The sequence below is a fragment of the Actinobacillus minor NM305 genome (genome assembly GCF_000175195.1).
Classification (GTDB): Bacteria; Pseudomonadota; Gammaproteobacteria; order Enterobacterales; family Pasteurellaceae; genus Haemophilus_A; species Haemophilus_A minor.
Genome location: NZ_ACQL01000093.1, coordinates 20581 through 36772, shown reverse-complemented (window position 1 = coordinate 36772; position 16192 = coordinate 20581). Strand labels below are relative to the sequence as shown.

Here is a 16192-nt window from a genome sequence, read left to right as displayed (position 1 = left end):
TATAGAGAAAAATGAAAACCTTGCAAGTCTTTTTTGTAAAAAATTTGAAAAAAATGATCGCTTGTTGAAAATAAATTCAAAATGAGTAATTTTCTAGCTTAATTTGTTTTTTAATTGTTCTTGCAACCCACTTTGTCTTTGAATATCAGATTTCACACCTTGCTTCCAAACTTTTTCATGGCTAAATAGCGTAAATTTTTCTTTTGCCCGAGTGATCGCTGTATAAATCAATTCCTTCGTTAAAACAGGCGAACTTGCTAACGGCATAACTAGAAAGACATGATTAAACTCTGAGCCTTGTGATTTATGCACCGTCATCACATAAGCCGATTCATATTCGGGAACACGGCTTAATGATAAATTTAAATACTCTCCTTCAATAATCGTATCAAAATAAATACGAAGCATCCCTTGTTCATCGGGTAAAACAATACCAATATCGCCACTATATACATGATTTTGTGGTGCATTTTCTGTAATTAAAATCGGCTTACCACAATAATTTTCCCGATGTTGATTAAACTTCACCAAATTCGCTTGTTTTAATGCTTCAGCAATTGTTTGATTTAAGCGCTCAACCCCCAATTCACCGACTCGCAATGCAGATAAAAATCGGACTTGCTGGAATGCTTCAAAAATCCTACCAACTGAAACCGATTTCGGATCATTTTCACGCTGTTTGACTAACTCAAGATAATCTCTATAAACTTCCACCGCTCGGCGAACGACAAGGGCAACACAATACTGTAGCCATTGTCTTTTTTCTGAAAAATTCGTTGCTGGTGGATATGAAATATATTCCAACTCTTCATGGGCTGAACTTGAAATGACTTGCCAAGATTTAGCACTGTGTTTTTCATTAACCTCTTTTGCTAACAACCCGATTCCAGAATCTGCATCAAAGCGATAACTTTGACGTAAATGACATAGTGAATCACAAATTGGCAATGCCTTCGTCTGCCCTGTTAATTTGTAACCCGTAACAACTTCTAAATAGTTGCAATGCTCTTGGCTGTACCCTAAACGAATAAATTGCCCAAGCTCCCCCATAATCGATCCCACTTCAACAGAGGCTAATTGATCTTTATCGCCAAGTAAAATAACACGAGTACTTGGCTTAACCGCATTCAATAATTTTTCCATCAAAGAAAGATCGATCATAGAAGCCTCATCAACCACTAATAAATCCAAATGAAGAGGATTTGTTTTATGATATTTAGGCTTATCACTTTGAGGCTGCATCCCTAATAATCGATGAATCGTAGAGGCTTGAGTAGGTAATACGCCTTTCAATTTTTCGGGCATTTCTATGCTCGCAAGATTCTGTACGATCGATTCCTTTAAACGGGCTGCGGCTTTTCCTGTTGGCGCAATAAGGGCAACTTTCAGAAAATCAGCACCTTGTTCAAACTGTTTCCATTGCAATGCCGCCAATAAACGAGCAACTGTTCTTGTCTTTCCTGTCCCTGGGCCGCCGGAAATCACACAAAAACGTTTCCGCAATGCCGTTGCTACCGCAATTTTTTGCCAATCTATTTGTTCTCCAGCCTGACCAAAAAGCTGATCTAAAATTTTCTTATCTTGCTCAAGATTGGCATTTTCTTCAAAAGATCCAACCGCTTGCTGTAAGTAGTTCGCTACCTGATGTTCAGCTTGCCAATAACGATAAAAATAGAGCAATCCGTATTGAAATAGCATTGGTGCTGCTTTCTCTGGCGATACACTAAAAGCAATATGATTTGCAAGTAATGCTTGCCATTCAAGCGGTGAAATATATTCAATTTTTTGCAAAATTTCATTGGCAAAATCCATTTGTAGCTCATATTCTTTTTTTAAAGACAAACCAAATGGATCGGTTGCCGAATCTGAATTCAAGCTAAGAGCACTATGCCCTTTCATCGTATGAAATGAAAGCAATGCTGCAACCAATACAGCCAAGTTTTGTTGTTGTACCGTATAGCCAAAACCTTGCTGTTTACGATCAATCATTTTGGCAAATTGATAATTCAATTCAGAAATCACATTTTCAGATTTCAATTTTTCAAGCAGCTTTAACATAACACCATCTCAATAAGAAAAAACTAACGAAATTATCCGATTTTCATCTTCTCTTGTCCATTTTTTCGAATCGGGCGTATAATAAAAGCCTTTTTTAACCACCTAATAATTTTATGAAACCTGCAACAGCCACAATTAGCCAAGAGGCTCTCCGTCATAACATTCAACTGATTAAAACCTTTGCGCCGAAGCAAAAATTACTGGCGATGATTAAAGCCAATGCCTACGGACAAGGTCTGCTACCTGCTGCCGGAACACTTTCCGATCTCGTTGAAGGCTTTGGTGTTGCAAGGCTAAGAGAAGCCCTTGAAATCCAAGAAACAGGCTATACAGGTAAAATTGTATTAGTGGAAGGCTTTTTTGATCGTGAGGAATTACTCAAAACCCTATCACGCCGTTTCGATACCGTCATTCACTGTTTAGAACAACTAGAGCTACTTGAACAAGTCGCTAAAGAGTGGGATGCAGAACAACGCAAAGGCTTCTGGAAACGTAAGGCAAAAATTTATTTCCCCGTGCATATTTGGTTAAAAATTGATACCGGTATGCACCGTTTAGGCGTGCATCCTGAGCAAGTGGAAATGTTCTATCAACGCCTTAAAGCCTGTTCGCTAGTGGCAAGTATCAGTTTTGTGAGCCACTTTAGCCGTGCCGATGAATTAGATTGTGGTTATACCGAAAAACAAATTGCCACCTTTGAAGCTGCAACGAAACCTTACCCGGAACACGAGCGTAGCATTTCTGCCTCAAGTGGTATTTTATATTGGCAACAAGCGCACTATGATTGGGTTCGCCCCGGCATCATTATGCACGGTATATCTCCTCATTATGAACCAATCACATCGCTCGGCTTTAAACCCGTGATGACACTCTCTTCTTCGCTCATTGCGGTACGAACACACAAAGCCGGTGAACCTGTTGGTTATGGAGGCGCTTGGGTAAGCCCGAAGGATACTAAATTGGGCGTGATTGCTATGGGATACGGCGATGGCTATCCTCGCAACGCGCCAGAAGGAACACCTGTTTTAGTCAATGGGCGAAAAGTGCCAATTGTGGGAAGAGTATCGATGGATATGCTTACCGTTGATCTAGGCGCAGATAGCCAAGATAAAGTCGGCGATGAAGTTATCTTTTGGGGCAAAGATTTACAGATTGAAGACGTGGCTAAACACATTGGTGTAATTAGCTATGAACTGATTACAAAATTAACCCCTCGAGTTATTTTTGAATACAAGTAGTTTCCTAAACTATCTAAACAAAAGCGGTCAAATTCTTGCAAACTTTTGCAGAAATTTGACCGCTAACATCCTTATATGCTTAATAGATTAAGCTCAACTTATTTTGCACAACCGCAAGTTTTTACTTTATCTTCAAAACGGCGGGCTGCTTCGTCCCAGTTTACAACATTCCAGAACGCTTTGATGTAGTCTGGACGGCGGTTCTGGTAATTTAAGTAGTAAGCGTGTTCCCACACATCTAAACCTAAAATTGGATAACCTGAAACGCCTGCTACGTCTTTGCCCATTAGTGGAGAATCTTGGTTAGCGGTTGAAACAACAGCTAATTTACCCTCTTCTAATACTAACCACGCCCAACCTGAACCGAAACGAGTAGCCGCTGCTTGTTCAAATTGTGCCTGGAATGCTTCAACAGAGCCAAAATCACGCACGATTGCATCTTTTAATGCACCTTGTAAAGTCGTGCCTGTTTTTAAACCTTTCCAGAATAACGTATGGTTTACATGACCGCCCACATTGTTACGTACTGCAACACGTTTTTCTGCCGGAACTTGTTCAAGATTTGAAATCAATTTACCCGGGCATTGTTCAAGTAATTCAGGATATGATTCTAATGCCGCATTTGCGTTATTGATATACGCTTGATGGTGCTTAGTGTGGTGGATTTCCATTGTTTTTGCATCGAAATGCGGCTCTAACGCATCATAAGCGTAGCCTAATTCAGGTAATGTATATGCCATTTTTCTGTTCCTCAAAAAAATAATAGGTAAGATTTGAGCTAAAACTCATCGTTATTCTATCAAAGAATAAAAATGAATACATCATTTTTTGATCTAAAACAAACATGTTTATAAAAAAGCCTTGAAAAAAGGGCTAATTCCGATATTTACTGAAATCAGCCCTTTATTTCATTATCTAACGTTTTAGCATTAGATTATCTCGATTACCATGCGTAACCTACGCCAACTGTACCGATGAGATCACCGCGAGAGTTCGCGCTACCTGATAATTTCAATTTAATTTTACTATTATCAGAAAGACGTGAGTAACCTACCGCAATCGCATTTTCGCCTTTATAGGTACTTGCTGCTGCTGCAACCATTGATTTACCTGCTAAGTGAATTTCAGGTAAACCTGCGATTGCTGCTGCACCAGCCACACCAGCACGTAAGCCTCTCGTTACTTTACCGATACGGTTATGCACATCACCAAGCTTCTGATTCATATCATTTTTCAATGTATATAATTGGCTACCATTCACCGCATCTTTTGACGTTGCGTTGATTGCACCATTTGCTACGTTAGTGATTTGATTTCCACCAACACTTAACGCTGGAACTGCAGTATTATCAATCTTCTGACCAGCAGAGTTATAATTTCCGCCTGCTACTGTCGTTAATGCCGTTGTACCTGCAGCACCTTGAACATTCACTGTATTCGCGTTAACTGTTGGTGCAGTGACAGATTTTTCAATCTTCACATCTGGCGCCATATTATAGACAACATCGTTGTTATCTTTAGATTTTGAAATCTTAATATTGCCATCGGTGTTTTTCATATCCACCGTTTCACCAGGGCTTACTAATGAACCATTTTCACCTTGAGCCGTTAACGTAAAGCCAGATTTGTTGATTGCATTTACCACATTTTCAACGGTTGCCACTTTGTTTTGTACTTTCGCAATAGCTTTTTCAGCATCATAAACTGCGGCTTTCGCTGCATTTTTAACGCTTTCAGGAGCATTATCACCTAACGCTTCTACCGCTGCTAATGCTTTTTGAGCATCTGCAAGGTTATTTTGTAAGGTTTGTGCTTCTTCTGCAGAAATACCCACCACTGAACCATCTGCATTTGGCGTGATCGCGCCTTTATCCACATCGTAGCTCACAGAAACATTATCTTTGCCATTTGTACCAGTAGAAACTGTTACATTTGCAACAGTACCATTACCGTTCACATAGTTCACAGCTTCACCTGGGTTAACGACTACATTTTCAGTTGCACCCGTTGTTGCATTTACTGCTGTTGTCATCCAACCAGAGTTATTGATCGCATTGGCTACATCTGTTGCAGTTGCAATCTTATTACCTGCATTGGCAAGCTCATTTTGAGCAGCCGTTAGTGCATCTTGAGCTGCTTTTTGCTCTTCTGCGGTTGCAGTTTTTGGATCTAATGCATCAAGCGCATCTTGTGCTGCATCAACTGCTTTTTGTAGTGTCTCTGCTGGTGTTACTACAGTGCCGTTTGCATTGTTGGTTAAGCCAACGGTATCTACATCTACTTTCACGACAGTTTTCGTTGAAACTTCACCGTTTGGATCGATGGTTTTCACCGTACCTGTGCTCACTGTTGTGCCTTTACCGTCTGCAAAACGAAGCTCATCGTTCGGGTTCACTTTCTCATCTGAGTTATTGAAATCAACACCTGATGTATCGGTTTCTTTACCCACAGTGAAGCCGGATTCTTGGATCGCTTTCGCAACGGTATGACCATCAACTAACTTGTTACCGTTATTGACAACGTTCTCACCATTGTTACCCACAACGTCATTGCCAAGTGCGGTTGTACCCTCTTTCGGTTTACCTGTTGTCGGATCAATATCTTCTTTCTTGAAGTATTCGTCCCCAACTTTAACCACATCAGTGTCTTTACCGTCAATCTTAACAGTACCTTCGTTAGCGCCAATTACCTCACCTTTTTCAAGAGAAACGGTAATCTCACGAACGCCGTCTGCTGTTGTTTTACCGGTTACAGAAATACCGTTTTCACCTTTGAAATCTACTTTATTCGCATTTTTCACTGTGTCGGTATAACCATTATCACTTGCAGATACAACCCAGCCCATGTTCGCAATATCGCCTACAGTGACTGCTGAAGATTCCCATTTCGCTTTTTCAGCCGCGTCTGTTGGTGCAGTTAAGTCCACAAGCTTATCTTTGCCTGTTTGTTTATCCGCAACAGGTTTGCCGTCTTTATCTACCGTTAATGGTTTCGTTGCCACTTCTTTCGTGTCTAACGCTGACGCAATGCCGTTAATTTGTGAGTTCTCGCCTAAACTGTCTTTCACGCTTAACGCACTTGGCGCATCTTTATCAGATTTGTCACCAGCAATATTAGTATGACTTGTACCTACACCTTTGCCTGATGTTAATTTAACAGGTACAGTATCTGATTTTTCTCTGTCTACTGTTGCTGTTGGTACGTTCTCTAGGTTCTTAGTACCATCACCTTTTTCAGGTGCCGCATTGTAGGCATCTTTCTTATAGAAGTTGTCGCCAACTTTCACTAACTCATCACCGTCTTTATCTTTATAAGTCGGTTCTGCTTTACCTACTTCAACACTGTTAAAGTTCACGTCATCTTTCGTTGCGTAAGTCACTTTACCGTTCGCTTCTTGTTTCACGGTTAAGTTTTTACCTGCAACCATTTCAACAGTATCACCCGGGTTGATTAACTCATCATCACCTGAAAGTTTCGTGCCTGTATCTACCGCACTTGATTTCAAGGTAAAGCCACTGTTTTTCAACGCACTTGCTACGTCTTCTACTGTCGCCACTTTGTTCAACACTTTCGCTTTATCAGCTTCCGCTTTCGCCAATGCAACTTCTGCGTCCTTAATCGCTTGCGCATTCGGATCGGTTGGATTTGCCGCTTTCGCATCATCTAACGCTTTTGTTGCGTCCGCAATCGCTCTATCTAAAGCGGTTAAATTCGTTGGTGTTACTGCGCCTGTTGTGGTGTTCACATTGATTGAACCTTTATCCACATCAACCTGAATAACACTGGTCGCTCCGTCTGAAGTCGCTTTCACCAACGTACCCACGCCGTCCACAAAGTTCACGGTGTCATAAGGTTTCACAAAATCAACCGCACTTCCGTTGCCTTGTAAGTTCCAGCCTGCATTCAATACATCGCCTACTGTCGCTGCATTGTTGTTGATTTTCGCTGCGTTAGTTGGGGCTTTCTCTGCTTTAGTCGGTGTTTGACCTGCGGTCGTTGTGCCGTCTTTGTTAATCAACGTATCGCCTGATGTGGTTGGCGTTAAGTTGCTGCCCACGTTGCTAAGCGTAGTCGGTTTGGTTACGTTATCACCGTTGTTCATTGACGCAATAATGTCGTCTTTTGCAATCGGTTGAACTTCTGCGACCGCTTGTCCGTTTGCATCAACAATGCTACCGTCCGCTTGTTTCACAGAACCTTTCGGATAACGTTTACCGTCAATCACTACGCTGTCCGCCGGATAGAAGTTACCATCGTCTGCTTTAGTAACCTTGTTACCGTTCGCATCGGTATACACCACCGGTGTTTGTGCACTTTCAACCGTATTTTGAGCGTTCACATCAACGGTAATGGTGCGAATACCTGTAGTTGCATTGGTTTCGCCTTTCACCGTTGCTAAGCCTGTGCCGACAAAGTCTACTTGGTTCGCATTTTTCACAGCGTCTTTATAGCCGTTGCCCGTTGCTGACACTACCCAGCCCATATTGGCTAAGTCGCCTACCGTTGCTGCGGCATTTTTGTTAATCGGTGCAGTATTTGTGCCGACTAAATCAACCAAGTCGATATTTTCTGTCGTGCCGCTGCTGCCTGTCGGTGAAGTCGGAACTGCTTTCGTGTTCAAGCTCGAACCCACGCCTGTAATTTGCGTTGGTTTGCCGTCTGCCGACGTGATATTTAATGCCGTGCTTGGTTGGTTGTTACCGTTATTGGTTGCCGGTTTCGCCGCCTCCGCTGTCATATTCACTGCCGGTTTAGTCGCTTTCACAACATCGCCTGCTGCAACTTCTTGACCGTCTGCCGTGTAGTATTTGTCACCCACTTTGTTCACCGGTGTGCCGTCTGCTTTTTGGTACGCCGGTTCTCCAACGGTTACGCTGTTAAATTCAGGGTTCGCCGAAGTTCTGAACGTGAAGTTTTGACCATCTTGCGCAATCTCAATGTTTTTACCTGCTTTTAAGCTCACGGTTTCGCTTGGTTTCACTAACTCTTTATTTGAGTCACTTACCACGCCGCCGTTGGCTTCGGCAATCACATTCCAGCCGCTGTTGTTAATCGCATTTGCCACGTCTTGCGCTGTCGCAATTTGGTTATTTGCTTTATCCAACGCTTTTTGAGCCGCTTGTACATCTTTCGCTGCTGCATCTTTCGCTGCTTCGTCTGTGCCGGCGTTCGCTTCGTCTAACGCTTTTTGCGCTGCATCTAACGCCTCTTGTGCCGCTTTTGTCGGATTTTCCACGCCGCCCCGCCCCTACAACCTATTACGCTAATTTCGATTCAGGTAATTTTTCAGCAATCCACATTTTTATTAACGCCTGTCTAGGCACACCTAAATGTTGGGCTTGTTTGTCCAAACTTTTTACCATCCAAAGCGGAAAATCAACATTAACCCGTTTGAATTGGTTAGGTCTTTGGGCGGTTGAGAGGTCGAAGTATTGCAATACATCTTCTTTCCCTTCATCAAATATGCGTTCAAGTTCTTCTGTGCTAATGGTATTTTTCATAATAGGAAACCTCTTTTTTGCGAGAGCGACGAACAGAGACTAAGCGTATATAATCCCCTCTTAATGTAAAAAATGCACTCCAGTGTTTGCCGTTCATTTTCCCAATTGTCATATAACGTAATTCAGGCTCGCTGCGTGATTCAAGCGTTACCCGATTTTCATCTTCCCAAATGCCTTTCGCTTGTTCAAAATCAATGCCATGTTTGATTAAGTTGCTAGCGCTTTTTTTGGGATCGTACTCAAATAAGGGCGGTGGCTGATATATAAAATTGATATACATAATATTCCTTTTTTATAGCTTATTCAACATTCTTTAATCATAAACAAGCCAATGGAATTTAGCGATAAGGAAAATCTCGTTTTGCGATTTGCTTCGAAAAAATAGTTATAAATCCTCCCATTCCCCTCGCAGGCTGAACTTGCTAACACACCATTTTGTTCAATAAATCATCTTTAAAACTTGCTCTTACAATATAAAAGCCCTATGCTCCGCGTAGCTGCTTAGTGGTGTTTCGCTGCCTCAATGCGAACTTTAAAAGAACAACAAAAGGGAGCATTATGCTCCCTAGATTGTTGACAAAGTATTTGATGAATTTTATCTCTCACTTCGTCTTTACTTCTGCCAAATCTCCCCTACCCCTCGAGGCTCAAAGAGGGCGATATTATGTAGCTGTAAAATGAATGCCAAGAAGAGTCAATTTAAAAAATAACCAAAAAAACCATTTGACAATCCGTTCATTTTAGAGGATTCTCTTATACGTTTTTCACGCTTTATTTAGAGAGAAGCTATGAACCGTTTTACAATGATGACGATTACCACCATTATTACCATTATGTGCCAACATAGTGCGGGTGTTCGTAGCTAAAAAACGGAATAAGATTAACCGAAACCCGCTTAAACAAGCGGGTTTTTTTGTAACAAAATTTGCAAACATTAAACAATTATCTTCAGGAGAAACCTATGCGAGTTCTAAAATTTGGAGGCACTTCTTTAGCCAATCCGGAACGCTTTTTACAAGCTGCCGACATCATCGAAAAGGCGCATTTAGCGGATCAAGCCGCAGGCGTACTATCCGCCCCTGCCAAAATCACGAATCATCTTGTCGCCATTGTCGATAAAGCCCAAGCCGGCGAATCTTACGAATCTCATCTCACAGAAGCCACCGATATTTTCAATAACATCATCAACGGATTATATGCCGTTAATAATCATTTCGACCGTGAAGGGTTAAGTGCCTTTATCAAAGCAGAACTAGACGACATCTGTAACATTGCAGCTGAAGCGGCTAAAAATAAATTCTGCCCGGATAATGTTAGCGCAACGGTGCATAGCCGTGGCGAAAAATTGTCAATTGCGATGATGAAAGCGTGGTTTGAATCAAAAGGCTATGAAGTTACTCGCGTTGATCCTGTCGAAAAATTATTAGCTCACGGGAGCTATTTAGAATCTTCTGTGGACATTGCTGAATCGACTAAACGTATTGAAGCCCTTTCGATTCCAAAGAAAAATGTGGTGTTAATGGCGGGCTTTACGGCAGGTAATGAGCAAGGCGAATTGGTGTTACTTGGTCGTAATGGTTCAGACTACTCTGCTGCCTGTTTAGCCGCTTGCTTAAAAGCAGACGTGTGCGAAATTTGGACGGATGTGGACGGCGTTTATACTTGCGATCCTCGTTTAGTGCCTGATGCGATCTGCTTAGAGTCTATGAGCTATCAAGAAGCGATGGAGCTTTCTTACTTCGGTGCGAAAGTGATCCACCCTCGCACTATTGGTCCGTTAGTGCCGTTAAACATTCCGTGCTTAATTAAAAATACCCATAATCCGGAAGCACCGGGCACAATCATTGACGGTAACGTAGTCAACGATAACTTAAAAGTGAAAGGGATCACGAACCTTGATAATGTGGCAATGTTCAATGTATCAGGCTCAGGTATGCAAGGTATGGTTGGTATGGCGGCTCGTGTGTTTACTGCGATGTCGCAAGCGGGTATTTCTGTGAACTTAATTACACAATCTTCTTCTGAATATAGTATTAGTTTCTGTGTGCCGGTCAAAGCGGTTGAGAAAGCGCTAACTGCGTTAAACAGCACCTTTGCTCAAGAGCTTAAAGAGGGTTTATTAGATCCTGTGGAAGTGATTAAAGACCTTTCTATCGTGTCGGTGGTCGGCGATGGCATGCGTACCGCCAAAGGGATTGCGGCTCGCTTCTTCTCTGCGCTTGCTCAAGCAAATATCAGCATTGTGGCAATTGCGCAAGGTTCATCAGAGCGTTCAATTTCTGCCGTTGTGCCATTAAATAAAGCCATTGAAGCGGTTAAAGCCACACATAAAGCGTTATTCAATAACAAAAAAGTGGTCGATGTCTTTTTAGTGGGTGTTGGCGGTGTGGGTGGCGAATTGATCGAACAGATCAAAACCCAGAAGGAATATCTTGCAAAGAAGGATATTGAGATCCGTGTTTGTGCATTAGCTAACTCAAATAAAATGTTGCTCAACGAAAATGGCTTAAGCCTTGATAACTGGCGTGCGGATTTAGAGTCGGCGACACAGCCATCTGACTTTGATGTGTTGCTTTCATTCATTAAATTGCATCACGTTGTTAATCCTGTTTTTGTCGATTGTACGACAGCACAATCGGTGGCAAATCTTTATGCTCGTGCATTAAAAGAAGGCTTCCACGTGATTACACCAAATAAGAAAGCGAATACCTCAAGCTATGCTTATTATCAGGAAATGCGTGAAAATGCTCGTCAAAGCCAACATAAATTCTTATATGAAACCAATGTGGGCGCAGGCTTGCCTGTAATTGAAAACCTACAAAACTTGCTGGCTGCAGGTGATGAAGTCGAGAAATTTGAAGGGATTTTATCCGGTTCACTCTCTTTCATTTTCGGTAAGTTAGAAGAAGGGGCTACGCTTTCCGAAGCAACGAACATTGCCAAAGAAAAAGGCTTTACTGAGCCAGACCCTCGCGATGATTTATCTGGGCAAGATGTGGCGCGTAAGTTATTGATTTTAGCGCGTGAATGCGGCTATCCGTTAGAGCTGGAAGATATTGAGGTGGAAGGCGTTTTACCAAAAGGTTTCTCTGAAGGCAAAACTGCAGCAGAATTTTTAGCGATGTTGCCGGAGCTTGATGCGGAATTTGCAAAACGTGTGGAAAAAGCGACCGCTTGTGGCAATGTGTTGCGTTATGTGGGCTCCATTGAAAACGGTAAATGCCGTGTCGCAATCAAAGAAGTAAACGGCGATGATCCGCTTTATAAAGTGAAAAACGGCGAAAATGCCCTTGCGTTCTATACACGCTACTACAGCCCAATTCCACTTTTATTACGTGGCTATGGTGCAGGTAATGATGTTACCGCTGCAGGTATTTTTGCGGATATTTTGCGTACATTGAAATAAGGAAAAACAATGACATTACGAATTTATGCCCCAGCTTCTAGTGCAAATTTAAGTGTTGGCTTTGACTCGCTTGGCACAGCCATTTCGCCGATTGATGGTTCACTGCTTGGCGATGTGGTACAAATTGAAGAGTGCGATCAACCTTTTGAGTTGGAAAGTGTCGGCTATTTTGTGCGTAAACTGCCGAAAGAACCGCAAAAAAATATCGTTTATCAAGCCTATGTGCTGTTTAGCGAACGTTTGAAATTGCGTGGTGGTTTGGTAAAAAATCTACGCCTTACCCTTGAGAAAAATATGCCGATTGGCTCTGGCTTAGGCTCAAGTGCTTGCTCAATTGTGGCTGCTCTCGTAGCACTGAATAAATTCCACGATGAACCGTTTTCCAAAATGGAATTGTTGGAAATGATGGGCGAATTGGAAGGCAGAATTTCAGGCTCAATTCACTACGACAACGTTGCCCCGTGCTATTTAGGCGGTCTGCAATTAATGACTCAATCACTCGGTAATATCTGCCAGCCGATTCCGTTTTTTGATGAGTGGTATTGGGTGTTAGCTTATCCGGGTATTGAAGTGTCCACCGCAGAAGCCCGTGCGATCTTGCCAAAAAGCTATACCCGTCAAGATATGATTGCGCAATCTCGTTATTTGGGTTCATTTATTCACGCTTGCCACACGCATCAAGATGTGTTGGCTGCAACGATGATGAAAGATTTAATTGCAGAGCCATATCGCGAGGCGTTGTTGCCAAACTTTGCCGAAGTTCGCCAAGGTTGTAAAGATTTAGGCGCATTAGCGGTGGGGATTTCGGGTTCCGGCCCAACAATGTTTGCAATTGCACCGGATTTGGAACATGCACAAAAACTCGTTGCTTACCTTGAAAAAGATTACCTGCAAAACAATGAAGGTTTTATTCACATTTGTAAGGTGGATAATCAAGGTGCAAGAGAATTGAAGTAACGCTTTAAGAGGCAGATTGCTGACAAAGCTTATTCATTCTATGTTTATGGGGGCTAATGTAACTAGCCCCTACAAAAATTAAAGGTTTGTGAAAGTGCCTCACAATATCTCATTTTCGCCCCAATGCCGATAAGATTTCGGGGCGAAATATCTTTCCCTCTCCTCTCGTTCTTATATTCCTTTCCGTTATATAAAATGATTTTTTGCCTCTAACACTCATAAAAAAAATGGCGTATGCTTAGCTCAACTTATTCATTCAAACCTCGTTGAAAACTAAGGAATTAGCTATGACAATTTATGCAGACAACTCATATACTATCGGTAACACTCCACTTGTTCGTTTAAAAAATTTCGGTAATAACGGTAATTTGGTTGTGAAAGTCGAATCTCGCAATCCAAGTTTTAGCGTGAAATGCCGTATCGGTGCAAATATGGTGTGGCAAGCAGAAAAAGACGGCATCTTAACTAAAGGAAAAGAGATCGTAGATGCAACCAGCGGAAATACAGGAATCGCACTTGCTTATGTCGCCGCTGCACGTGGTTATAAAATTACCTTAACCATGCCTGAAACCATGAGTACTGAGCGCAAACGCTTATTACGTGGCTTAGGCGTTAATTTAGTACTGACCGAAGGTGCTAAAGGTATGAAAGGGGCAATTGCTAAAGCAGAAGAGATTGTCGCAAGCGATCCGGATCGTTACGTTATCCTTAAACAGTTTGAAAATCCGGCAAACCCGGCAATTCACCAACAAACAACCGGCCCTGAAATTTGGGAAGCGACCGAGGGTAAAATTGATGTTCTTGTTGCGGGCGTAGGAACAGGCGGTACAATTACGGGGATCTCTCGCTATATCAAACAAGACCAAGGTAAACAAATTCTTTCTGTTGCCGTAGAACCAAGCGAAAGCCCTGTGATTACGCAAACATTAAACGGTGAAGAAGTCAAACCGGGCCCACACAAAATTCAAGGTATCGGTGCAGGTTTTATCCCGAAAAACTTAGACTTAAGCCTGATCGACCGTGTTGAACAAGTTTCTAGTGAAGAAGCAATCGCAACCGCTCGCCGTGTGATGGCAGAAGAAGGTATTTTAGTCGGAATTTCTTCAGGTGCCGCAGTAGCCGCTGCAGACCGCTTAGCCAAACTACCTGAATTTGCTGATAAGCTCATTGTGGCTGTGTTACCTTCTGCTTCAGAACGTTATTTAAGTACACTGTTATTTGAAGGCATTGAAGTTTAGTTAGAAAAAAATGCTAGCATATTCGCTAGCATTTTTAATAAATGTGGTACTAATACTATATTTACATTCCCAAAATATAAATTTTACTCAATTCCCACAATTTTATGTGTTTGAATACTTAACTGCCACTTAGGTTTATTTTTACGTTGATTCAGCAAACCAATCTGTGTAATGGTTTCAAGTAGGTTCATTTTCCCTTCAACCTCACAAGGAGAAAGATAATAACGCTCCGCATTAATTTGTGTTTCGATTTGCTCACAAAAAGCGATAACATTTTCATCTGCAACAATTCTCACTTCATGCGCAAAGGGAATACAACGGCGTTGATACTTTTTTGCATACAATCGCTTTGGACTCGTTGCGATATAATCAATTTGAGTTGGAATATCTTTTAGCCCGTTAGTTTCTATCGCTAAAAAATAACCTCGCTGCTTTAATTCATCAAGCAAAACTGTCAAATTAGGTTGGATAGTCGGCTCCCCCCCTGTAATAATAATGTTTTTTGCCTGATAGCCTTCCACTTTTTCCAAAATTTGAGTCAATGTCCAGCTATCAAATTGATGATAAGGTGTATCACACCATGAACAAGTTAAATTACATTTACCAAAGCGGATAAAAATACTCGGCATTCCCGTATTAAAACCCTCGCCTTGTAAACTCTCAAAAATTTCAACAATAGGATAGGTAATTGTACTAAAAATCATCACATATCCTTATCGGCTATATTCACAATAAGAGGTCGGCGTTTCCCATAAACGGATCAGACTAACGGGTAGCCCAACATTGGCGAGTTTTTCAAATATATACTTTGCCATTTCTTCCGCCGTTGTACGACTTGGAATACCATACACTTTGGAATCTAAATCCATCAGCAATTGTGCAACTTTGGTTTCTTTATCGCTCTGTAGATCGTAAATAAAAGCGTGATCCATAGGATCTAAAATATGTTGTTTAACCAGCGCTTTTAAATCCGAGTAATCCATGACCATTCCTCTTTTGGCCCCCTCAAGATGTAAATTACCCGTTACCTCAACTTGTAATTTATAGGTATGACCATGTAAATTTTGACATTTCCCATCATGCCCATCGAGCATATGCGCCATGTCAAAACTGAATTCTTTAGCAATTTTAAACATGCTTTTCTCCTCGCTCTGCAAGATATTCATTTAACCCTTTTTCACGTAATAGACAGCTTGGACAAGTATGACAGCCACCTTCAACGCCTAAATAACAAGTATGAGTATGCTGACGAATATAATCAAAAGCGCCAAGCTGATCCGCTAATCGCCATGTTTCTTTTTTTGTAAAATACATCAATGGCGTGCGAATGTTAAAATTGTAATCCATGGCTAAATTGAGCGTTACATTCATTGATTTAACAAAAACATCACGACAATCCGGATAACCACTAAAATCCGTTTCACATACGCCTGTAAAAATCGTTTGAATGCCTTGCCCTTTTGCGTAAATTGCAGCATAAAGTAAAAAAAGCGCATTACGACCATCTACAAACGTATTTGGCTTATCGCCTTGTTGCTCGATTTTTGCCTGATCATCCATCAATGCATTTGAAGTAATGGCTTTGATAAGTGAAGTATCAATGAGGGTTTGTTTTATGCCAAGATCTTGAGCTATCCATTGTGCTTTTTCGAGCTCAATCGCATGACGTTGCCCATATTGAAAAGTGATGACTTCCACATTTTCCTTACCAAATTCAGCAATGGCTTGAAAAAGGCAAGTAGTCGAATCCTGACCACCAGAGAAAATGACGATCGCTTTTTGAGGTTGTTGCAT

At 41.6% G+C, this 16192-nt stretch carries 12 protein-coding genes; 4 read left to right on the top strand and 8 right to left on the bottom strand.

The features are described from left to right. Positions 1-93: 93 nt before the first annotated feature. Complete coding sequence (gene recD, locus AM305_RS05645) at positions 94-2058, bottom strand: exodeoxyribonuclease V subunit alpha (protein WP_005823928.1); 1965 nt, start codon at positions 2056-2058, stop codon at positions 94-96. Positions 2059-2171: 113 nt separating this feature from the next. On the opposite strand from recD, the gene alr reads away from it, so the two are divergent. Continuing rightward, a complete protein-coding gene (gene alr / locus AM305_RS05640; RefSeq protein WP_005823926.1) occupies positions 2172-3296 on the top strand; it encodes an alanine racemase in 1125 nt (374 codons plus the stop codon). A 98-nt stretch (positions 3297-3394) separates the two neighbouring features. Here alr and sodA read toward each other — a convergent pair whose 3' ends face one another. The 4 genes from sodA to AM305_RS05620 all read right to left on the bottom strand — a co-directional run bounded on the left by sodA (position 3395) and on the right by AM305_RS05620 (position 9077). Continuing rightward, positions 3395-4036, bottom strand: coding sequence for a superoxide dismutase [Mn] (gene sodA / locus AM305_RS05635; protein WP_005823924.1), 642 nt, complete (start codon positions 4034-4036; stop codon positions 3395-3397). 203 nt (positions 4037-4239) lie between these two features. Further along, complete coding sequence (locus AM305_RS05630; protein WP_005823922.1) at positions 4240-8532, bottom strand: YadA-like family protein; 4293 nt, start codon at positions 8530-8532, stop codon at positions 4240-4242. Between the two features lie 22 nt (positions 8533-8554). Beyond that, positions 8555-8797, bottom strand: a complete 243-nt coding sequence (gene brnA / locus AM305_RS05625) for a type II toxin-antitoxin system BrnA family antitoxin (RefSeq protein ID WP_005823920.1) — start codon at positions 8795-8797, stop codon at positions 8555-8557. Beyond that, positions 8781-9077 carry a BrnT family toxin gene (locus tag AM305_RS05620; protein ID WP_005823919.1) on the bottom strand — a complete coding sequence of 99 codons (297 nt, stop codon included), beginning with the start codon at positions 9075-9077 and terminating at the stop codon, positions 8781-8783. Before AM305_RS05620 ends, brnA begins: the two co-directional genes overlap by 17 nt. Positions 9078-9758: 681 nt before the next feature. Here AM305_RS05620 and thrA point away from each other — a divergent pair. The 3 genes from thrA to cysK all read left to right on the top strand — a co-directional run bounded on the left by thrA (position 9759) and on the right by cysK (position 14398). Beyond that, a complete protein-coding gene (gene thrA / locus AM305_RS05615) occupies positions 9759-12203 on the top strand; it encodes a bifunctional aspartate kinase/homoserine dehydrogenase I (RefSeq protein WP_005823916.1) in 2445 nt (814 codons plus the stop codon). A 9-nt stretch (positions 12204-12212) separates the two neighbouring features. Continuing rightward, positions 12213-13160, top strand: a complete 948-nt coding sequence (gene thrB / locus AM305_RS05610) for a homoserine kinase (protein WP_005823915.1) — start codon at positions 12213-12215, stop codon at positions 13158-13160. Between the two features lie 287 nt (positions 13161-13447). Beyond that, positions 13448-14398, top strand: coding sequence for a cysteine synthase A (cysK, locus tag AM305_RS05605; protein WP_005818246.1), 951 nt, complete (start codon positions 13448-13450; stop codon positions 14396-14398). An 83-nt stretch (positions 14399-14481) separates the two neighbouring features. Here the strand turns inward: cysK and AM305_RS05600 are convergent, their stop codons facing one another. From AM305_RS05600 to queC, 3 genes are read right to left on the bottom strand one after another with little or no spacing between them, the layout of a single operon-like run. Beyond that, the gene (locus AM305_RS05600; RefSeq protein WP_005823913.1) at positions 14482-15102 is read right to left on the bottom strand and encodes a 7-carboxy-7-deazaguanine synthase QueE; all 621 of its coding nucleotides are present in this window, start codon (positions 15100-15102) and stop codon (positions 14482-14484) included. A 9-nt stretch (positions 15103-15111) separates the two neighbouring features. After that, positions 15112-15534, bottom strand: coding sequence for a 6-carboxytetrahydropterin synthase QueD (gene queD, locus AM305_RS05595; RefSeq protein ID WP_005823912.1), 423 nt, complete (start codon positions 15532-15534; stop codon positions 15112-15114). Then, a complete protein-coding gene (gene queC / locus AM305_RS05590) occupies positions 15527-16192 on the bottom strand; it encodes a 7-cyano-7-deazaguanine synthase QueC (protein WP_005823910.1) in 666 nt (221 codons plus the stop codon). The genes queD and queC overlap by 8 nt, the downstream gene beginning before the upstream one ends.